This is a genomic window from Actinoplanes sp. URMC 104 (assembly GCF_051386375.1).
In the GTDB taxonomy this organism is placed as follows: Bacteria; Actinomycetota; Actinomycetes; order Mycobacteriales; family Micromonosporaceae; genus Actinoplanes.
The window spans coordinates 234,176-253,690 of sequence record NZ_JBPQTO010000002.1; the positions used below are offsets into that span (position 1 = coordinate 234,176).

At 72.5% G+C, this 19,515-nt stretch carries 20 protein-coding genes and 2 pseudogenes; 9 read left to right on the plus strand and 13 right to left on the minus strand.

Annotation, left to right across the window (positions count from 1 at the left end; genetic code table 11):
- Positions 1–7: 7 nt before the first annotated feature.
- From ACSNN8_RS02050 to ACSNN8_RS02075, 6 genes are all read right to left on the minus strand, one after another.
- Positions 8–991 carry an aldo/keto reductase gene (locus ACSNN8_RS02050; protein WP_436646528.1) on the minus strand — a complete coding sequence of 328 codons (984 nt, stop codon included), beginning with the start codon at positions 989–991 and terminating at the stop codon, positions 8–10.
- Positions 992–1,018: 27 nt separating this feature from the next.
- Positions 1,019–1,906 carry an aldo/keto reductase gene (locus ACSNN8_RS02055; protein WP_436646530.1) on the minus strand — a complete coding sequence of 296 codons (888 nt, stop codon included), beginning with the start codon at positions 1,904–1,906 and terminating at the stop codon, positions 1,019–1,021.
- A gap of 12 nt (positions 1,907–1,918) precedes the next feature.
- Positions 1,919–2,314, minus strand: coding sequence for a DUF2255 family protein (locus ACSNN8_RS02060; RefSeq protein WP_436646532.1), 396 nt, complete (start codon positions 2,312–2,314; stop codon positions 1,919–1,921).
- A gap of 55 nt (positions 2,315–2,369) precedes the next feature.
- Positions 2,370–2,900, minus strand: a complete 531-nt coding sequence (locus ACSNN8_RS02065) for an NAD(P)H-binding protein (protein ID WP_436646534.1) — start codon at positions 2,898–2,900, stop codon at positions 2,370–2,372.
- A gap of 124 nt (positions 2,901–3,024) precedes the next feature.
- Positions 3,025–4,062 carry a zinc-dependent alcohol dehydrogenase family protein gene (locus tag ACSNN8_RS02070; RefSeq protein ID WP_436646536.1) on the minus strand — a complete coding sequence of 346 codons (1,038 nt, stop codon included), beginning with the start codon at positions 4,060–4,062 and terminating at the stop codon, positions 3,025–3,027.
- A gap of 1 nt (position 4,063) precedes the next feature.
- Complete coding sequence (locus tag ACSNN8_RS02075) at positions 4,064–5,401, minus strand: MFS transporter (RefSeq protein WP_436646538.1); 1,338 nt, start codon at positions 5,399–5,401, stop codon at positions 4,064–4,066.
- A gap of 100 nt (positions 5,402–5,501) precedes the next feature.
- Here ACSNN8_RS02075 and ACSNN8_RS02080 point away from each other — a divergent pair, with 100 nt between their 5' ends.
- Positions 5,502–6,383: a helix-turn-helix transcriptional regulator gene (locus tag ACSNN8_RS02080; protein WP_436646540.1), complete on the plus strand. Its 882-nt coding sequence runs from the start codon at positions 5,502–5,504 to the stop codon at positions 6,381–6,383.
- A 27-nt stretch (positions 6,384–6,410) separates the two neighbouring features.
- On the opposite strand, the gene ACSNN8_RS02085 is transcribed toward ACSNN8_RS02080, so the two are convergent.
- From ACSNN8_RS02085 to ACSNN8_RS02095, 3 genes and pseudogenes are all read right to left on the minus strand, one after another.
- Positions 6,411–6,929 (minus strand): flavodoxin, encoded by a 519-nt coding sequence (locus tag ACSNN8_RS02085; protein ID WP_436646542.1) that lies wholly within the window; start codon positions 6,927–6,929, stop codon positions 6,411–6,413.
- A gap of 195 nt (positions 6,930–7,124) precedes the next feature.
- Entirely contained in the window at positions 7,125–7,610 is a 486-nt protein-coding gene (locus ACSNN8_RS02090; RefSeq protein ID WP_436646544.1) for an aldo/keto reductase, read from the minus strand.
- Between the two features lie 118 nt (positions 7,611–7,728).
- A pseudogene (locus ACSNN8_RS02095) lies at positions 7,729–8,286 on the minus strand (aldo/keto reductase); the annotation flags it as partial.
- Here ACSNN8_RS02095 and ACSNN8_RS02100 point away from each other — a divergent pair.
- Positions 8,285–9,985, plus strand: coding sequence for a metallophosphoesterase (locus ACSNN8_RS02100; RefSeq protein ID WP_436646546.1), 1,701 nt, complete (start codon positions 8,285–8,287; stop codon positions 9,983–9,985). The pseudogene ACSNN8_RS02095 and the gene ACSNN8_RS02100 sit on opposite strands and share 2 nt — an antisense overlap.
- 94 nt (positions 9,986–10,079) lie before the next feature.
- A complete protein-coding gene (locus ACSNN8_RS02105; protein ID WP_436646548.1) occupies positions 10,080–10,343 on the plus strand; it encodes a GlsB/YeaQ/YmgE family stress response membrane protein in 264 nt (87 codons plus the stop codon).
- A gap of 50 nt (positions 10,344–10,393) precedes the next feature.
- Here ACSNN8_RS02105 and ACSNN8_RS02110 read toward each other — a convergent pair whose 3' ends face one another.
- Positions 10,394–11,602, minus strand: a complete 1,209-nt coding sequence (locus ACSNN8_RS02110; RefSeq protein WP_436646550.1) for an MFS transporter — start codon at positions 11,600–11,602, stop codon at positions 10,394–10,396.
- A gap of 3 nt (positions 11,603–11,605) precedes the next feature.
- Positions 11,606–12,997, minus strand: a complete 1,392-nt coding sequence (locus ACSNN8_RS02115) for an FAD-dependent oxidoreductase (RefSeq protein WP_436646552.1) — start codon at positions 12,995–12,997, stop codon at positions 11,606–11,608.
- A 102-nt stretch (positions 12,998–13,099) separates the two neighbouring features.
- Between ACSNN8_RS02115 and ACSNN8_RS02120 the strand changes: the two genes are divergently transcribed.
- The 4 genes and pseudogenes from ACSNN8_RS02120 to ACSNN8_RS02135 all read left to right on the plus strand — a co-directional run bounded on the left by ACSNN8_RS02120 (position 13,100) and on the right by ACSNN8_RS02135 (position 14,807).
- The gene (locus ACSNN8_RS02120; RefSeq protein WP_436646554.1) at positions 13,100–13,462 is read left to right on the plus strand and encodes an ArsR/SmtB family transcription factor; all 363 of its coding nucleotides are present in this window, start codon (positions 13,100–13,102) and stop codon (positions 13,460–13,462) included.
- A 265-nt stretch (positions 13,463–13,727) separates the two neighbouring features.
- Positions 13,728–13,785 (plus strand): annotated as a pseudogene (locus ACSNN8_RS02125) (hypothetical protein); the annotation flags it as partial.
- A 102-nt stretch (positions 13,786–13,887) separates the two neighbouring features.
- Entirely contained in the window at positions 13,888–14,376 is a 489-nt protein-coding gene (locus ACSNN8_RS02130; RefSeq protein ID WP_436646556.1) for an arsenic resistance protein, read from the plus strand.
- A 23-nt stretch (positions 14,377–14,399) separates the two neighbouring features.
- The gene (locus tag ACSNN8_RS02135) at positions 14,400–14,807 is read left to right on the plus strand and encodes an arsenate reductase ArsC (RefSeq protein WP_436646558.1); all 408 of its coding nucleotides are present in this window, start codon (positions 14,400–14,402) and stop codon (positions 14,805–14,807) included.
- A 13-nt stretch (positions 14,808–14,820) separates the two neighbouring features.
- Here ACSNN8_RS02135 and ACSNN8_RS02140 read toward each other — a convergent pair whose 3' ends face one another.
- A complete protein-coding gene (locus ACSNN8_RS02140) occupies positions 14,821–16,479 on the minus strand; it encodes an alpha/beta hydrolase (RefSeq protein WP_436646560.1) in 1,659 nt (552 codons plus the stop codon).
- Positions 16,480–16,538: 59 nt separating this feature from the next.
- Here ACSNN8_RS02140 and ACSNN8_RS02145 point away from each other — a divergent pair, with 59 nt between their 5' ends.
- Positions 16,539–17,507, plus strand: a complete 969-nt coding sequence (locus ACSNN8_RS02145; protein ID WP_436646562.1) for a nucleotidyltransferase domain-containing protein — start codon at positions 16,539–16,541, stop codon at positions 17,505–17,507.
- Between the two features lie 111 nt (positions 17,508–17,618).
- Positions 17,619–18,122, plus strand: a complete 504-nt coding sequence (locus ACSNN8_RS02150; RefSeq protein WP_436646564.1) for a hypothetical protein — start codon at positions 17,619–17,621, stop codon at positions 18,120–18,122.
- A 209-nt stretch (positions 18,123–18,331) separates the two neighbouring features.
- Here the strand turns inward: ACSNN8_RS02150 and ACSNN8_RS02155 are convergent, their stop codons facing one another.
- Positions 18,332–19,471 carry an FAD-dependent monooxygenase gene (locus tag ACSNN8_RS02155; RefSeq protein WP_436646567.1) on the minus strand — a complete coding sequence of 380 codons (1,140 nt, stop codon included), beginning with the start codon at positions 19,469–19,471 and terminating at the stop codon, positions 18,332–18,334.
- Between the last annotated feature and the right edge of the window lie 44 nt (positions 19,472–19,515).

Consider the following 19,515-nt stretch of genomic DNA (forward strand, 5'->3'; position numbering starts at 1 on the left):
ACCTGCTTCAGCGCTCGATCACCCGCATCTGCTCCTCGGTGTGGTGGCCGCCCTCGGCCACCGGCAGCGCGGTGAGGGTGGCGATCTGCTCAGTGGTGAGCGTGACGCTGTCAGCGGCGACGTTCTCCTCGACCCGGCTCACCCGTTTGGTGCCCGGGATCGGCACGATGTCGTCGCCCTGGGCCAGCAGCCAGGCCAGAGCCACCTGAGCGGGAGTCACACCGGCCTGGTCGGCGACCTCCTGCACCTGATCGGCGAGGCGCAGGTTGCGCTGGAAGTTCTCGCCGGTGAAGCGCGGGTGGTTCTTGCGGAAGTCGCTGTCGTCCAGCTTCTCGACGTCGGCCGGCGTCCGCAGCGCGCCGGTGAGGAAGCCGCGGCCGAGCGGGGAGTACGCCACCAGCCCGATCCCCAGCTCGCGCAGCACCGGCAGGATCTCCTCCTGGTCGCGGGTCCACAACGAGTACTCCGACTGCAACGCGGTCACCGGGTGCACGGCGTGGGCGCGGCGGATCGTGTCGACCCACGCCTCGGACAGGCCGACGTACCGGATCTTGCCTTCCTGCACGAGGTCGGCCAGGGCGCCCATGGTGTCCTCGATGGGGGTGCTCGGGTCGACGCGGTGCTGGTAGTACAGGTCGATGCGGTCGGTGCCGAGCCGCTTCAGCGAGCCCTCGACCGCCGTACGAATGTTGGCCGGGCTGCTGTCCAAGCCGCCCGGAACGCGGCCGTCGTGCGAGACGAGCCCGAACTTGGTGGCCAGCACCACCTCGTCGCGGCGGCCCTGCAGAGCCCGGCCGACGAGCTCCTCGTTGACGTACGGGCCGTAGATCTCCGCGGTGTCGATCAGGGTGACGCCCAGGTCGATCGCCCGGTGGATGGTGCGGATCGACTCGGCGTCGTCGCTGCCGGCGCCGCTGTAGCCGTGCGACATCCCCATCGCGCCCAGCCCGATCCGGGCTACCTCGAGGTTTCCGAGCTTGGCGGTACGCATGCTGTTCCTCCGTAAGTCGATGGTGGGTCAGGCTTCCGGGATCGCCCGGCCGAAGGTCTCCAGGGTGATGGCCTCCGGCTCGGGACCGCCGCGCTTGCCGGTGTCGAGGGCGTCGATCGCGGCGAGCTGCTCGGCGGTGAGCTCGAAGTCGAACACGTCGAAGTTCTCCGCGATCCGGGCCGGCTTGGTCGACTTCGGGATCACCGAGCGGCCCTGCTGCAGGTGCCAGCGCAGCATCACCTGCGCCGGGCTCTTGCCGTGCGCCTTCGCGATCTCGCCGATCACCGGGTCCTGCAGGGTGCTGGTGTGCTCGCCCTCGCGGTAGAACGTGATGCCGCCGATGGGCGACCACGCCTGGGCGAGGATGCCCTGCTTGGCGCCGAACTCCTGCACCTCACGCTGCGCGAAGTACGGGTGCACCTCGATCTGGTTCACCGCGGGCACCACGGTCGCCTTGTCCAGCAGCGCGGTCAGGTGGTCGACCATGAAGTTGCTGACCCCGATCGCGCGGACCTTGCCGTCGGCCAGCAGCTTCTCCAGAGCCCGGTACGCCTCCCGCGTCCTGACGAACTCCGAGGGCAGCGCCTGGTGCAGGATCAGCAGGTCGATCTGCTCGACGCCCAGCTTGGCCGCGCTCTTTTCGAAGCCGTGCAGGGTCTCGTCGTACCCGTAGTCGCTGATCCAGATTTTCGTCTCGATGAACACCTCGGAGCGGTCGACGCCGGACTTGGCGATCGCCTCGCCGACCTCGCGCTCGTTGCCGTAGGCGGCGGCGGTGTCGATGTGCCGGTAGCCGGTGGACAGCGCGGCCAGCACGGCGTCGCGGGTCTCCTCGGGCGGGGTCTGGAAGACGCCGAGGCCGATGGCGGGCAGTTCGACGCCGTTGTTCAGCGTCAGGTTCGGGACGGTAGGCATAAGTAGTTCCTTTCAGTTCCGGGGGAGCAGGCGGATGGTGACTTCCCTCGCGCTGTCCCCCACGACGGAGCCGACGATGGCGGCCCCGTAACGGTCGTATTTGGCGTGGTAGGCGGCATCGATACCGGCGTGAACGTCGGAGTCGGCGGGTTCGGCGAACACCACGTCGGGCTCCAGGCCGCCCGCGCGGATCCGGCCCGCTCCGGCACGTAGCGCGCGCATGTACCAGCGGCCGGCCGGGCCGCGGGCCGAACGGACGTACAGCTCGTCGCCGGCGCGGACGACCCACATGGTCACGTACGGGCTGAGCGTGCCGTCCTTGCGCAGCGACGCGAGCCCGAGCTCCTCGGCGCCGCCGATGGTGGCCAGCTCGTCGCCCGTCCAGGACGCCGTCGATTCGGGTATCACTGAATCTCCTTCCGGCCTTCCACGGAGGACGTACCCGGCCTGATACCAGCAAACATCAGTGTTCCTGCTTGAGGGAGTTCCTCCTGGAAGGGGTACCGGCAGGGTCCCCCAGCACAGGTTTGACCATCCACGGACGAGGTCGTCGCCGCCGCCGGTTTCTGATATCGGTCAGTTGCTCCCGTACGGTGGCCGGCTCGGCGTCCAGCGGCATGTTGTCGACGTCGAGCACGGCGTCCAGGCTGTCCGGCTGGTCCGGTTGCAGTCCGTCGAACAACGGGTCGAGGTCGCTGGTCGGAGGTCCCTGTTGCGCCGCCAGCTCGAACGTCTTGCCGGCCGCCGCGGCCGAGGTGAGGCTCGCGACGAGGACCTCGGCTATCTGCCGGCGCGAGACCACGCCGTCGGAAGGATCACCGGCCCAGTTGCGGTCGCCCTGCTTCATGACCAGGCGCAGCCGGCCGGGTGCGTGGTAGTCGAACCAGCCCGGCCGCACGATCGTGTACGGCAGACCGCTGGCGCGCACGAGGCGTTCGCCGCGGCGCTTCCAGTCGCGGCCGGGGGTGTGCTTGGTGACGCCCACGGTGGTCATCAGGGCGATCCGAGCAGGCCGCGTGCCGAGTGCGGTGAGTGTGTTGCGGACCGCGCCGTAGTCGACGAGTTCGGCGTCGCGGGCGCTGAGTGAGCGGGGCGGTGTTCATGGGCGTTCCGTCCGGTCAGGCACCGATGCGGACGAGCGCCTTGGTGGCGCGGCGGTCGAGCATGGCGGTGTACGCGTCGGCGATGCCGTCGAGGTCGGTCTCGTGGTCGAGGACCAGGCCCGGGTTGATGCTGCCGTCAAGAACGTCGGGCATCAGCTCGGGGATGTAGCGGCGGGCCGGGGCGATACCACCGCGCAGGCCGATGTTGCGGAAGATGACCGTCTGCAGCGGGACGGCGGAGTCGTGCGGCACCCCGACGGCGCCGACGATCGACCCGACGCGGGCGACCCCGAAGGCGGTCGCCATCGACTGACCCGTGCCCACGCATTCCAGAGCCGCGTCGACGCCGATACCGCCGGTCATGTCCATGATCAGCTTGGTGGCGTCGTCGCCGCGCTCGGTGACGATGTCGGTCGCGCCGAACTCGCGCGCGAGGGCCTGACGTACGGGGTTGCGGCTCAGCGAGATGATCCGCTCGGCGCCGAGACGCTTGGCCGCTATGACCGCGCACAGACCGACCGCACCGTCGCCGACCACCGCCACGGTGTCACCGGCCTTCACCCCGGCACTGAACGCGGCGTGGTGCCCGGTGCACATCACGTCCGACAAGGCCACCAGCGACTTCAGCACCGCGTCGGAGTGGCCGCGGCCGGGCACCTTGACCAGCGTGGCGTCGGCGTACGGGACCCGTACGTATTCGCCCTGGCCGCCGTCGACGCCGTGGTTGCCGAACGAGCCGCCGCCCAGGCAGTTACCGGTCCAGCCGGCGGCGCAGTTGGCGCAGGTGCCGTCGCAGAAGGTGAACGGCGCCACCACCAGGTCACCGGCTTGCAAGGTGGTGACGTCATCGCCGACCCGCTCGACGACGCCGATGAACTCGTGGCCGATCGGGCCCAGCGCGTGCGGATTGACGCCGCGGTAGTACCAGAGGTCGGAGCCGCAGACGCAGCCGAGCGTGACCCGGACGACCACGTCCGTGGGTTGTTGCACGCGGGGGTCGGGGCGTTCACCGACGGTGATGTCGCCAGGGCCGCCGTAGAGGGTGGCACGCATGTCAGGCCTTTCGAGTACGCAGTGCCGAGCTGGCGACTGCGGTGAGGAGAACAAGAGCGGCGGTGACCGTGAGGCTGATGTGCAAGCCGTTCAGGAACTCGGTCTGACCGGCCACCACCGCCCCGAAAGCAGCCACCCCGAGAGAGCCGCCCATCTGCCGGAAGGTGTTGAACACTCCGCTGGCGGTGCCGGCGCGATCGTGCGGGACGCTGTCGAGGATCAGCGCCGTGGTCGGCGGCACGGTGAACGAGCCCCCGACACCGACCAGCACCATCACCGCAGCAACCAGCAGGAGCGGGACGTCGGCCGGCAGCAACACCAGCCCGAGCAGACCCGCCGCCATCACCACCTGCCCGCCGACGACCGGAACAGCCGGCCCGAACCGCCTCGCGGCGCGGGCGGACACCGGGCTGAGCACCGCGACAAGGCCGGTCATGGGCAGGAACAGCAGGCCGGTGACGAACGGGGACGCGCCGCGCAGCTGCTGGAAGTACAGGCTCTGCAGGAAGACGACGCCGTAGAAGGCGGCCATGTTGAGAAAGCCCACCGTCAGCGCCACGCTGACGACGCGGGAGCGGAACAGGTCGAGCGGCACCATCGGGTGCCGGCCCCGGGCCTGGGCAGTGACGAACACTGCGCCGGCCAGGACGGCGACGACGAACGGGACGGGGCCGGCCCGCTCGATGATCCCGTAGGTGAGCGCGCCCAACGTCAGCACCGCGGCGGCCTGACCGGTCCAGTCGAACGGCACGACGGTGCGGGGTGAGTCTGCGGTCCGGCGCAGCACCAGCACCGCGACGACGCCGACCGGCAGGTTGAGGAAGAAGATCAGCCGCCAGTCGAGCTGGGTCAGCGCGCCGCCGAGGACCGGCCCGGCCGCCGCCGCGATCGACCCGCCCATCGCCCAGTATGCGATCGCCCGGGCCCGGGCGCCGCTGTCGTGATAGGCCGCGCGGATCAGCGCGAGCGAGGTCGGCGTGACCAGCGCGGCGCCGATGCCCTGCAGAACGCGCGCCGCAACCAGCCAGCCCAGGCCCGGCGCCAACCCACATGCCGCAGACGCCACCACGAAGATCAGCATGCCGATCCCGTACGCCCGGCGCGCCCCGATCCGGTCGGCGAGGGTGCCCGCGAACAGCAGCAGCGCGGAGAACATGAGCGTGTAGCCGGTCACCACCCACTGCAGGCCGGAGAGGGTGCCACCGAGAGTGCGGCTGATGTCGGGCAGGGCGACGTTGACGACCTGGGTGTCGAGGGTGACGACGGCGAAGCCGAGCATGGCGACCGCCAGCGACGCGCGGGGCCGACCGAGCTGCGGCGGTGCGAGGAGGAGTGGCACCTGTCCAGAGAACTTCCCCCAGCAGCTGCCAGGGAGACTCCACGTAAAGGGGTACCGACAGGGACCCCTTCCGGCCGGCAACGGTGCCTAGCCTGGAGCCATGGACAACAGCAGCGAGGTGCGGGCGTTCCTGACCTCCCGCCGGGCGAAGGTCAGCCCGGAGCAGGCCGGTATCCCCGCGTACGGCAGCCGCCGGGTCGCCGGGCTGCGCCGCGGTGAGGTCGCCGCCCTCGCCGGGGTCAGCGTCGAGTACTACACCCGCCTCGAACGCGGCAACCTCGCCGGCGCCTCCGACGGCGTCCTGGATGCCCTGGCCCGCGCGCTGCGGCTCGACGAGACCGAGACCGAGCACCTCCACCGCCTGGCCCGCGCCGCCGGCCCAGCACCGGCCCGTGCCCGCGTCCGCCGCGACAAGGCGCCCGAGATCCGGCCCGCCATCCGCCGCGTGCTGGACTCCATGACCGGGGTGCCGGCGTTCCTGCGCAACCACCGCTTCGACATCCTCGCCGCGAACCCGCTGGGCATGGCGCTCTACGCCCCCATGTTCACCGCGGGCCCGGCTCTACCGGTGAACTCGATGCGGTTCACCTTCCTCGACCCGCACGCCCAAGCCTTCTACCCGGAGTGGGCGCAGGTCGCCCGCTCCGCCGTCGCCGCGCTGCGCGTCGCGGCCGCCCGGAACCCGCACGACCAGCAGCTGATGAACCTCATCGGCGAGTTGTCCATGCGCAGCGAGCCGTTCCGGACGATGTGGGCCGCGCAGGACGTCTACGTGCACCGCCACGGCACCAAGCGCCTGCGCCACCCGGCCATCGGCGAGATGGACCTGGCCTTCGAAGCGCTCGAACTGCCCGGCGGCGACGAGACTCTGACGGTCCTGACCTACGCCGCCGAGCCGGGCACCCCTGCCGGCGACGGCCTCGAGCTGCTCGCCACCTGGGCGGCGACGCAACAGGCCGGCACCGCCGCGGCGAGAGACTGACGGCCGCGGCGGTTCAGGAATCGGTGGTCAGCGGGTGAGCAGGCCGATGCGGCGCAGCCAGGCCTCGACGTCGGGCTGGGCGTCGGCGACCTCCTCGCCGCGGACGGCGAGGCCCTCCCCGAGCTTCGCGCCCGGACAGGATGCGGCGTAGTCCCGCTCGGTGGTGCCCAGACCGCTCATCGCGTACGTGGTGAGCGGGTGGATCGTCTTGCCGGCGAAGTCGAGGCCCTCGACGAGCGTAGTCATGATCATGGGCGCCCGGACGTTCCAGATCGGACTGCCGAGCAGGATGGTGTCGTACCGTTCGATCGAGGTCAGTGGGTTGGCGATGGCCGGTCGGGCGTTCTCGTTCTGCTCCCGCACGTTGCGCGCGACCGTCGGCTCGTAGTCGTCGGGGTACGGGTCGGCGGCCTCGATGCGGTGCACGTCGCAGCCGATGAGCCGGCTGATCATGCCCGCCACGACCTCGGTGTTGCCCACGGCCAGGCGCCGGCGACCGCCGTTGAAGTAGTTCTCCCCGGCGCGGGAGAAGTAGGCAAGCAGCACCTTGCTCCCCTCGGCCGTGGCGGAAGCTCGAGCGGAGGCCGCTTCGGAGGCGGTGACGGGGCTGGACGCCGGGGAATCGGAGCAGGCGCCCAGCACCGCAGCGGATGCCGCACCGGCGGCCATTCGCAGCATCGTCCGCCGTGGGTAGCGGTTCATCGCATCCATCAGTTCCTCCGATCTCGCGAATGACACGGGTCAGGGCAGCGGCGCTTCAACGCCGGACAGGGCGAGCACCGGTGCCGGCAGCCGCTCGCCCCGGACCGGGATCGCGTTCAGCGCGGTGGTGAACTCCCGCAGTTCGTCGGCGGTGAAGGCGAACTCTTCAGTACCGATGTTCTCCAGCAGATGCGAGGTCCGGGTGGCGCTGGGGATCGGCACGATCCACGGCTTCTGCGCCAGCAGCCACGCCAGCGACACTTGGCCGGGCGTGGCGCCCTTGCGGACGGCCCAGTCCCACAGCAAGTTCACGACAGCCATGTTCGCGGTCATGTTCTCCGGTGAGTTTCGTGGCACGTACTGCCGGAAGTCCCCCTGAGCGAACCGCGTGTACGGATTGATCGCGCCGGTGGTGAAGCCGTACGCCAGCGGCGCCCAGCACACGAACCTGATCCCCAGTTCTTCGCAGATCGGCAGGATCTGCTGCTCGGATCCGCGCCACGGCAGGTTGTGCTCGTTCTGCACCGCGGTCAGCGGGTGCACCGCGTGGGGCACGGCGTACCGTCTGCGGGTCGGTGTCCGGATCGATGTTCCAGCCGAACTTCGACGCGATCACCACCTTGTCCCGTACCGGTCGCAGGGCCTCGCCGACGATGCGTTCGGACTCGAACGGCCCGTACGCCTCGGCGGTGTCGAACAGGGTGACGCCCTGGTCGACCGCGGTGCGGATGATCCGAATCATGTCCCGGCGGCTGCTGACCGGCCCGTAAAGGTTGCCGGGCATCGTCTGGCAGCCGAGACCGATGCTGGAGACGGTGAGCCGCCCCAGCCGGCGGCGGCCGGTGAGCGTGGTGGCCCGGGCTGCCGGGGCGCCGTTGCCGGCGGGACCGCGCGTCGCCTGCGCAGGCGTTGTGGGACCGATCAGGCCGGCCACAGCGGGAGCTGCTGCGACGCCGGCGGCACCCGTCAGGAACCGGCGGCGGCTGTTGTCTGACATTGAGCACCTTCTCGTTGTCGCGACAGGGCATGACTCGCCACCTATGCAACCCGCGATGCCGGCAATGAGGGAGACACTGCCGAAAGGGGTACTGACAGCAACCCCCTCCGGCCGTGGGGCGTGATGGATCGAAAGCGAACCGGCCTGACGCTCGAACGAAGAGAAGCGCCGACCGCGCGGGGTCGTGGGAGGATGGGCAGCCATGGCCGACGAGATGGCACCGCCCGGACCTCCGCACCGGCCGCGCGCCTTCGCGCCGGCCGAGCTGGGCTTCACGCCTGCGCGGCCGGTCGCGTGGCTGTCGCCCGTGCAGCTGGCCGGCACCGGGCTGCGGGTCGCGCTCGCCTCGATCCAGGGCGGCTACCTCGACAAGCGGGAGCTGCAAGGGGCCTTCCCCGACCAGGTGCACCGCGAGGTGGGGCCGGACGGCGACTGCTGGCTCGACTTCGTGGCCGACCTCGGCGACGGGTTCGACGCCACGTACTCGGTCGCCTATCTGCTCGCCCAGCCCACGCTCACCGTGGGCGGGAAAGAGCTGCCGCGCGGCCGGGTGCTCGTGCTCGGCGGCGACGAGGTCTATCCGACGCCGAGCACCGAACGGTACGAGGACCGGCTGATCGGCCCCTACCGGGCGGCGATGCCGCTCCCGCCCGCCGACGGCACGACCGCGACCCTGTACGCGCTGCCGGGCAACCACGACTGGTACGACGGGCTCACCGCGTTCCTGCGCATCTTCACCGGCAGCCGGCGTACGGAGATCGGCGGCCGCAGCCTGCCCCAGGTCCGGTCGTACTTCGCGGTCGAACTGCCGGGTGACTGGTGGCTGCTGGCGCTCGACGACGAGGCGTCCACCTATCTCGACGACCCGCAGCTGGCCTACTTCACCCGGGTGGCCGCCCGGTTCGGCCCGCAGACCAAGGTCATGATCGCCTCGGCCAGCCCGACCTGGGTGCAGGCGGCGGACAAGCCGGCGGCGTACGGCTCGCTCGACTACTTCGTCCGGGCCGTCCTCGAGCCGACCGGCGCCCGCATCCGGCTGATGGTCTCCGGCGACTGGCACCACTACGCGCGCTACGGCAACGCCGACCGCGAGCTGATCACGTGTGGCGGCGGTGGCGCCTACCTCTACCCCACCCACCAGCTGCCCGAGACGATCGAGGTGCCGCCGCCCGCGCTGCCCTCGACCTCACCGCGGCGCACGTACGACCTGCGGTCGCGCTTTCCGGGCAAGCGGCTCTCCCAGGCGTACGCCGCGAGCATCTTCGCGCGGCTGCCCAAGCACAACCCGAGCTTCATCGCGATGGTCGGCGCCGTGCACACTTCGCTGCTGTTCGCGGCGAGCGGCGTGATCGGCAGCGAGTTCGGCAGTCCGCTGCAGAAGTTCGCGCTGGTCCCCCTGGTGCTGCTCGCGGCCGCGGTGCTGGCGGGCACGTACGCGTTCGCGCACCTCAGCGAGTCCGTCGTCGGCCACAACCGGCGGCGGGTGATGGGGGTGACGCACGGCGCCGCCCACCTCGCGCTGGCCGCGCTGGGCACCTGGGCCTGGTGGGAGCTGCCGCCGCACGGCTGGCCGTGGCCGTGGTCGCTGGTGGCCACCGTGGTCCTCTACGGCGTCGTGTCCGGCCTCGCCGCCACCGAGCTGGTCGCCGTCTATCTGCTCGTGGCCGCCCGCTTCGGCGTGAACCTCAACGAGCTGTTCTCGGCGCAGGGGATCATCGACTCGAAGTCGTTCCTGCGCCTGCACTTCGCGGCCGACGGCACGCTGACCGTCCATCCCTTGGGCGTACGCCGCTCGGCCCGCCACTGGCAGCCCGCCCCGGACGCCGACCCGCACCAGCCGTGGCTCGACCCGGCCGGCCGGCTGCGCGCCCACCTCATCGAGCAGCCCATCGTCCTCAAGTGACGGCGGCCCGCGCTGCGAGTCGGGCGGCACACGTTTCGTCGATCGCCCCGCCGGGGTACCGGATCCTCGAACACTCATCTTCCGAGGAGCTGACGTGGAAGTCTCCGGCATCATCACCGCGATCATCGTCGGCCTGATCATCGGCGCGCTCGGCCGCCTGGTCGTGCCCGGCAAGCAGAACATCCCCATCTGGCTGACGATTCTGATCGGCATCGTCGCCGCCATCATCGGCACGTTCATCGCCGCCGGCATCGGCGTCGCCGAGACCCGCGGTGTCGACTGGATCGAGCTGATCATCCAGGTGGTGCTGGCCGCGGTCGGCGTGAGCCTGGTCGCCGGCCTCCGCGCCCGGCGCTGACGAACGACCTCGCCGATGGCCGGCCGCCGCGAGGCGGCCGGCCATTCGTGTCAGGAACGCGGGGACGACGACCGGGGGCGTACGCGGGGCAGGGCCGCAAGCGTGACCGATGCGAGCACGCAGACCGCCGCGGTCGCCAGGAAGGCGCTGCCGTAGCCGCCGCTCAGCGAGTGCAGGCCCGCGGCCGCCAGCGGCGCGGTGGCCTTGGCGACGGTCATGGGCACGACGAGGACGCCGGCAATCGTGGCGTAGCGGCGGGTGTCGTAGCGCTCGGCGAGCAGCAGCGGCTTGGCGATGCTGCCGACGCCGAAGCCGAGCCCGAAGGCGACCACCGCGACGACGGCGGCGATCGCGTCGCGGCCGGCCACGACGAGCGCGGCGACGGCGAGGGCCTGCAGGAGGAAGAGCGCGGCGACGACCGTGGTGGTCCGGTAGCGGCGTTGCAGGCCGGTGGTGAGCAGACGGCCGGTGACGGACAGGACGCCGAACAGCCCCGCCACGGAGGCGGCGTACGCCGGCGGGTGACCCCACGCGATGAGCGCCGCGACGAGGTGCACGCCGACGGCGGCGATGGCGGCGGTGTGGGCTGTGAAGCCGACCGCGAGAAGCCAGAAGCCGCGGTCGGCAAGGACGGCCCGTACGCCGTCCCCCGCCGCGGCCGGCGGCGCAGCAGCGCGGGGAGCGCGCCGCAGGACCGCCGCGTGCAGCGGGACCGCGACCACGGCGTGGACGGCGGCCAGCACGAGCAGCGCGGTGCGCCAGCCGTGGCGGTCGACCAGCCAGCCGGTCAGCGGCAGGAAGATCGTGCCGGCGAACCCGGCCACGACGGTCAGCGCCAGCAGGGCCGACGACCGCCGGCGCGGGGAGTGCCACGCGATGATCACGGCGAAGGCGGCCTCGTACAGGCAGGTGGCCGACGCGACGCCGATGCCGGCCTGCACGGCGTACAGCTGCCCGAGGCTCTGGACCTGCGACCACGCGGCCAGCAGCAGGGCGCCGGCCACGGAACCGGCCGTCATCAGCGCCCGGCCGCCGTGCCGGTCGAGCCATCGGCCGACGGGCACGGCCAGCACGGCGGAGGCGAGCACCGAGACGGTGAAGCTGCCGGTGACCGCGGTCGTGGAGGCGCCGAGGTCGGCGGCCAGCGGGACGAGGAAGACCGCGAACGCGTAGTAGAGCGTGCCGTAGCCGACGGTCTGGGTGACCGCGAGCGCGGCGACGATCGCCCTGGCGCGCGGGGAGTCGACGGCAGGGACCACCGGTCAGCTGCAGCAGCCGCCGGACTCGGACGGCACCGTGATCAGGGTGAGCGGCGTACGGAGAAGGCCGCCCTCGACGCCGGTCGCCAGTCCACGCTGGACAGGCTCGGCCGCTGCCGGGGTGCCGCAGCAGCCACCGGAGGCGCCGTCGATGCTGTCGGCGTCGAGCGGGACGTTGCTCGAGCAGACGCCGGTCTCGGGCAGGTCCAGCCGGACGTCGCGGGCGGCCTCCCAGTCGCCGGCGAGGGCCGCGACGACCGAGCGGGCCTGCTCGTAGCCGGTGGCCATGAGGAACGTGGGAGCACGGCCGTACGACTTGGAGCCGATCGCGAAGTAGCCGGGCTCGGGATGCGCGAGCTGGTCGGCGCCGTGCGGCGGGACGGTGCCGCAGGAGTGCTCGTTGGGGTCGATCAGCGGCGCGAGCTCCCGGGTGGAGCCCAGGATCGGGTCGAGGTCGAGGCGCAGTTCCGCCGTGATGGTGTGGTCGGGGCGGAAGCCGGTGGCCGACACGATCCGGTCGACCGTGACGGTGCGGGTGCCGTCGGAGACCTCGACGCCGTCCGCGCCCGCCCTCACCGTCCGGACGCCGAATCCGGGGAGCAGCGTGATGGCGCCGGACTCGACGTGCTCGCGCAGCCGGGTGCCGAGCGCGCCGCGGGCGGGCAACGCGTCGGCGGTCCCGCCGCCGTAGGTGCGCGCGGGCGAGGCGGCGCGGATGGCCCACGTGACGGTGGTGCCGGGCAGCTCGGTGAGCGACAGCAGCGTGTTGGCCGCGGAGTGGCCGGCGCCGACGACCAGGACACGGCGGCCGGCGAAGCGCTCGCGGTCGCGGCCCAGGACGTCCGGGAGGGCGCTCTCGACGTACGCCGAAGCCTCGACCTCACCGTGCGCGGGGATGCCGGAGGCGCCGAGCACGTTCGGCGTGTCCCACGTGCCGGAGGCGTCGATGACCGCCCGCGCGAGCACCTCCTCGCCGTTGCCGAGGCGGATCAGGTACGGCGTCCCGGCGCGGCCTGCGCTGCGGAGGCGGTCGAGGCCGAGCCGGGTGATCGCGGCGACGCGCGCGCCGTAGCGCACGTGCGGCTTCAGGGCGGGCAGGTCGGCGAGCGGCTGCAGGTAGTCGGCGGCGAGCTGGGCGCCGGTGGGCAGCTTGTCGTCGTCGGGGCGCACCCAGCCGGCGTCGGCGAGCAGGCGCGCGGCCGCGGCGTCGACGTCGTAGCGCCACGGCGAGAACAACCGCACGTGACCCCACCGCCGGACGGCCGCGGCGGGCTCGTCGCCGGCCTCGAGCACGGTGAACGGCAGGCCGCGCTCGGCGAGGTGGGCGGCGGCGGCCAGGCCGACCGGACCGGCGCCGATGACGGCCACGGGCAGGGTGTCGAGCTCGGATGTCATGGGTGGCTCCCATTCCCTCGTTACGGCTTCGATCTCTGTCGAACTTGACGTTTGTCGAATCCGAGACTTGCACGCGGTTTCGACATCTGTCAACCTCGAAGCATGTCGAAATCAGGTCAGCCGCTCGCCGTCATCGACGTGAACGCCGCGGGATGCTGCGCGCCCCTGGCGGAGAGCCGGATCCCGTCCGAGGCGGCCGGCACGCTGGCGCAGGCGTTCAAGGCGCTGGGCGACCCCATCCGCCTGCAGCTGATGTCGATGATCGCGTCGGCGCCCGGCGGCGAGATCTGCGTCTGCGACCTGACGCCAGCGTTCGAGATCTCCGGGCCGACCATCTCGCACCACCTCAAGGTGCTCAAGGAGTCCGGCCTGGTCACCGCCGAGCGCCGGGCCAGCTGGGTCTACTACCGCGCCCGCCCGGCGCTCCTGCGCCAACTGTCCGCGCTGCTCGACGTCGACGACTGACGCGCGCGCCCGACCCGACCCGGCCCGCCCGCCCGCCCGACAGTTCAAGGATCTCCGTTCCATGACCCACACCACGTCCGCCGGCACCGCGCCGGCGGTGGCCGGGCGCCTGTCGCGCCTCGACCGGTTCCTGCCGCTCTGGATCCTGCTCGCCATGGCCGCCGGACTGCTGCTCGGCCGCGCCGTGCCCGGTCTCGGCAGCGCCCTCGAGGCCATCGAGATCGGCGGCATCTCGCTGCCGATCGCCCTCGGCCTGCTGATCATGATGTATCCGGTGCTGGCCAAGGTCCGCTACGACCGGCTCGGCGCCGTCACCGGGGACCGGCGGCTGCTGCTGTCGTCACTGCTGCTGAACTGGATCGCCGGGCCGGCACTCATGTTCGCGCGCCCGGCTGGAGGTCTCCGGCTGGGACATCGCCCGCAACGTGCTGGTCTTCCTGGGCGTCCCGCTGCTCGCCGGCTTCCTCACCCGCCGCCTCGGCGAGAAGGCCAACGGCCGCACCTGGTACGAGGGAAGGTTCCTGCCGCGGATCGGGCCGACCGCGCTGTACGGGCTGCTGTTCACGATCGTCGTCCTGTTCGCGTTGCAGGGTGACGCGATCACCTCCCGGCCGTGGGACGTGGCGCTGATCGCGGTGCCGCTGCTCGCCTATTTCGCGATCATGTGGGGCGGCTCGTACGCCCTCGGCCGGGCGATCGGCCTGACCTACGAGCGCACCACCACGCTCGCGTTCACCGCCGCCGGCAACAACTTCGAGCTCGCCATCGCGGTGGCGATCGGCACCTTCGGCGTCACCAGCGGGCAGGCCCTGGCCGGCGTCGTCGGCCCGCTGATCGAGGTGCCGGTGCTCGTGGCCCTGGTCTATGTGAGCCTGGCCGTACGCCGCCGGTTCTTCACCCACCCCGCCGTCTGACCCCGCTACCGGAGGCACCTCGTATGTCCGAAAAGCCCAGCGTCCTGTTCGTCTGCGTCCACAACGCCGGCCGCTCGCAGATGGCCGCCGGCTGGCTGCGCCACCTCGCGGGCGACGCCGTGGAGGTCCGCTCCGCCGGCTCCGCCCCCGCCGACACGATCAACCCGGCCGCCGTCGAGGCCATGCGCGAGGTGGGCATCGACATCACCGACCAGAGCCCGAAGATCCTCGAGTACGACACCGTGCAATCCTCCGACGTCATCGTCACCATGGGCTGCGGCGACGCGTGCCCGTACTTCCCGGGCAAGCGCTACGAGGACTGGAAGCTCGAGGACCCGGCCGGCCAGGGCGTCGAGGCGGTCCGCCCGATCCGCGACGAGATCCGGGCCCGCATCGAGGCGCTGCTCGCCGACCTGCTGCCGGCCGCCTGAACCCCTCGGCCGATCAGGCGTGCGGGCGGTCCGCGATCAGCGCGGTGAGGGCGGCCGTACGCTCCGGAGTCCAGCCGTCCGGCGGCGCGATCCGGGACCAGGCCGTGACGGGAGCGGCGCCGAACCGGTGACCGTGACCGGCCGGCACGTTGTTGGAGATCGCCATGTCGGCGCTCACCTGGGCCCACGTGATCAGCGGATACCACTGCACGGCGGGCAGCACGTCGTCGCCGCGCCTCTCCTCGAGCCAGTCGGGCCGGCTGACCGCGAGCCGCGGCGACCACCACGTGATCGGGTCCGAGGGGTGCTGCAGGTAGATGACCTTGGGCTGGCCCCACGGCGCGGGCGGCTGGGCGAGGTCGGCGACCGGGTCGGCGGCGAAGCGGACGGTCTCACCCCGTTCGAACTGCGGCAGCACCTCGAGCGTGCCGGCGTCGCGGTCCCTGACGAACTGCCGCCACAGCTCGTTGCTGTTCGGCGGGCCGGCCAGGAGCATCCCGTCGACGCGCGAGCGGATGTCGCCGCTGCCGCTGAACGCCGCCTCCGAGCCGAACGAGCCGAGGCTCTCGCCGAACACCAGCAGCTTGGGGCGGTTCTCGACCGGCAGCCGCGACCACATGCCGTACACCTCGTCGACGAGCGCCCGCCCCGCCGCCCGCGCCCGTTCCTGGTCGACCAGGAACGAGATCACGCTGGGCAGGTAGGAGTACTGCATGGACACCAGCGCGGTGTCGCCGTTGTACATGTACTCCAGCGGGTCGACGGCGTCCGCGTTCACCCAGCCGGTGCCCGTCGTGGTCACCAGGCACAGCACCTCGCGGGAGAACGCTCCGGTGCGCACCAGCTCGCGGACGGCCAGCTCCGCGCGCTCCCGCGGGGTCGGCGCGGCGTCCAGACCGGCGTACACCCGGATCGGCTCCATCGGCGCGCGGCCGGAGAACGCCCGCAGCTCCGCCTCGTCGGGGCCGCTGCCGATGAACTTCCGGCCCTGGTTGCCCAGCGACGCCCAGCTCATCAGCGAGCCCGGACCACCCGAACGGTACTTCGACTGCGGCTCGGCCACGCCCGGCTGCGTCTCGGAGTTGACCGTCGCGAAGGCGCCGTCGGCGAGGCGGAACATCCCGCCCACCAACACGCCGTTGGTGAACAGGTAGAGCACCGCGGCCACGAGCGCGACGCTCAGCGCGCGGGCCGCGGAGGGCGAGACCACCCGGCTGAGCAGGCCGCGCAGTGCGCGGTAGCCGCGGCGCACCAGCCGCGCCACGGCGATCAGCGCGACGAACAGCACCGCCGCGAGCAGCAGGGCCGGCAGGTACTGCACGCGCGGCGGCGGGTCCAGGCTCATGAGCCTGTGGATCTGCCGCTGCCAGCCCGCGCCCAGCCACCAGAACAGCAGGATCAGCACGGCTGCGACGCCACCCAGCACCCGCCACGCGAGGCGGCTCGCGCCGGGCCACGGCGGACGGCCGAGGACCCAGCGCGCCACCCAGCCCCCGAACTCCGCGACGCCGTACCCGATCGCGGCGAGCGCCCCGCTGATCAGCCCTTGGAAGAGCCAGCCGCGGGGCAGCAGCGACGGCGTGAGCGAGACGCAGAGGAACAGCAGCGCGCCGCTGAGCCCCACGAAGGTGTAGTGCAGGCGCGGGACTGCGACCCGGGACGTCGTGACCACGGCGCGCTCCTTCCCCTGTGGAGGGTCGGCGCGTGACCACGCCGCCTCACCCGCTGCGGATGACTAGGCTGCGGAAGGTGCACAGCGAGCAATGGCGGCGTCTGATCCACGACCGGCTGCACGAGGCGATCACGGTGCTGAGCGGCGTTTCCGGCGTACGGGGCTTTCTGGTCGCCGGCAGCCTGGGCCGGAACGAGCCGTGGCCGATGTCCGACATAGATTTGCTGCCAGTGTACGACGATCCGGCCGCGGCGGACGAGGTCGAGCGCGGCCAAGCGGAGCTGGTCGACTGGTGGGCCGCCTCCGGACGGGCGCAGACCCTCGACCTCGGCTGGCTCGCGTTCACCACCGACGAGATCCGCGCGGTGACTGCCGCGGGACCGTCGGCGCTCGCCACGACCATCACCGTCGACCGCCGCTGGTTCCACGGCATCGACAAGGCGTACGGCGGCCGTCCGTCCGACCCCGCCGACGAGCTCGTGGCCGGGTTCGCCTCCTGGATCACCGACGTACGGTTCCACCCCGCCGTCGTGCAGGCGCGGATCGCGGAGTGGCGCCGCCAGGCCCGGGCGGCCGCCGAGCTCGCGGCGCATCCGGACCCGGCGACCGCCACGCGGCACCTGCGCGAGTCCGCCCGCGCGCTGCGCATGGTGCTGCTCGAGACGTGGGGCGAACGGCTCGGCTCGCTGGGGCGCGAGTGGACACGGTTCGAGCGCATGGCCGACCGGCACGGCCACCGCGAGACGGCCGCACACGTCGCCCGGCTGGCCGGCGCCGGCACCCGGACGGCCGCCCACCGGGCCTCGCTGGCTCCGCTGTGGCTGCGGGAGCGCATCGCGTTGAGCCTGGCCGCCCGGCAGGCGGTCGGCGAGCGGGTCACCGAGGACCAGAACGCCCGCGACCAGCTCGCCGCGTTCACCGTGCTGATCCGCCGCCGCCCCGACCTGGACGGCTTGTGGACGGCCACCCCCGACCCGGACCTCGAGGCCCACCGGGAAGAGCTCGCCGCCCTGCTCGCATCGCTGTAGCAGTCCGGTTACGCACTGTGACTTTTGAGCCTGGCCGGGTGACAGCCGGTGAGCAGCGGGGCGGTGGGGTATAAGAATCGCGACGACGAACCCGACCGTGAGGGACTTACCGTGAGCGACGATCCGCTGTACTCGATGCTGGGCTTCACCGACTCGGAGTGGGGGCTGCTGGTCGGCCTGCCGCAGTCGGTGCTCACCGCCGCCAGCGCGGCCACGCCCGACAGCGCCCGCAAGACCCGGGCTGAGACCGCGGCCGGCCTCGACGTCATCTCCGACGCGCGGGCCTCGGCCAGCCGCCTGGTCACCGCGGTGGCCGGCGCCATCGTGTCGCGGGTGGGCGACCCCGACCTCGGCGAGGAGCCGCCGGTCATCGAGCCGAGCGACCCCATCGCGTACGCCCAGGACGTGCTCGGCCGCGCCGCCGAGGCCAACGCGCTGCTGGCCGCGAAGGCCGACCAGGCCGACGCCGAGACCTACAAGCACTGGCTCGTCGAGATCGCCGAGAGCGTCGTCGGCGCGGCCTCCACCGGCGGCGTGCTCGGCATCGGCGGCGAGGCCGTCACCGACAGCGAGCGCGCCTTCCGCGACGACCTCTCCAAGGCCCTCAACGACTGACGCGCGGGCGTGCCAGGGTCGGCCCGGCGGCAGCCCGGGGGCCGCCCCGGTCGGGCGCGGCCGCAGCGCCGGCTGGGCGCGGCCAAGCGCCGGCTGGGCGCGGCCAAGCGACGGCTGGGCGCGGCCAAGCGACGGCTGGGCGCGGCCAAGCGACGGCTGGGCGCGGCCGAGCGACGGCTGGGCGCGAGCAAGTCAGGCGGGCGGGCGGGTCAGCCGGGCGGGCGCCAGGCGAGCACCGGGTCCATCTGGCGCAGCACGAGGTTGGGCCCGAGCTTGCCGGCCAGCAGCATGCCGGTGTTGCGCAGCCGGGCGGCCGCGCCCGACAGCCCCGCCATCCTGCCGATGCGTCGCGAGGCGGCCGCCACGGCGGCCGTCCGCGGCACCCGCTCCGCCGAATAGGCCGCCAGCGCCCGCGACAGCGAGGAAGTGCCGTCCGGCGTTCGGACGTGGGCGGCCAGCACGACCGCGTCCTCGATCGCCTGGCACGCGCCCTGCCCCAGGTTGGGAGTCATCGCGTGGGCCGCGTCGCCCAGCAGGGCCACGCGTCCCTTGTGGAACGTCGGCGGCGCCGGGTCGAGGCAGCGGATGTCGGTGCGGATCACCGAGTCGGCGGCGGCGATCAGACCCGGGATCGGCGCGTGCCACCCGCCGAAGAGCCGCGCCAGCTCGGCCCGCTCATCGGCGGCGGACCCCTGCGGCGGAGCGGGCGCGGTGGCGTAGCAGTACACGCGGCCGTCACCCAGCCCCACGACGCCGAACACCTTGCCCTCGCCCCACGTCTCGGAGAGCACCAGTTCCCCCGGCGGCCGCGCGACGATGAAACGCCAGCTCGTCACCCCGGCGTAGATGGGCCCGGCCGTCTCGGGGAAGAGCTTCGCGCGTACGCCCGAACGCAGCCCATCGGCCGCAACCACCAGGTCGGCCGTGGTCGTCCCCTCGGAGGTGACCACCACACCGTCGGCCGAGACCTCCGACGCCGGCACGCCGAGGCGCAACGTCCCCGGCTGCAGCGCCTCGGCCAGCACCCGCACCAGCGCCGCTCGATGCACCACCACGGTCGGCTCACCGAACCGCGCCTCCGCGGCAGCCGCGTCCGTCCGCGAGATCCACCGCCCGTCCGGCCGCTGAATGCCCGCCGTGCCCTGCAGCGCCGCCAGCGCCCGCACCGGCTCACCCACGCCGAGCGAGTCGAGCGCCCGCACTGCATTGGGCGCCACTGCCAGCCCCGCGCCCACGTCCTCGAGGGCCTGCGCCCGCTCGACCACCGTCACCGCCCAGCCGCGCCGTTGCAGCGCGAGGGCCGCGGCCAGCCCGCCGATGCCCGCTCCGATCACCACCGCCTCTGCCATGGCCCGATCGTCGCACGCGGAAGGCCGCCCGAACGGCCCTGTGG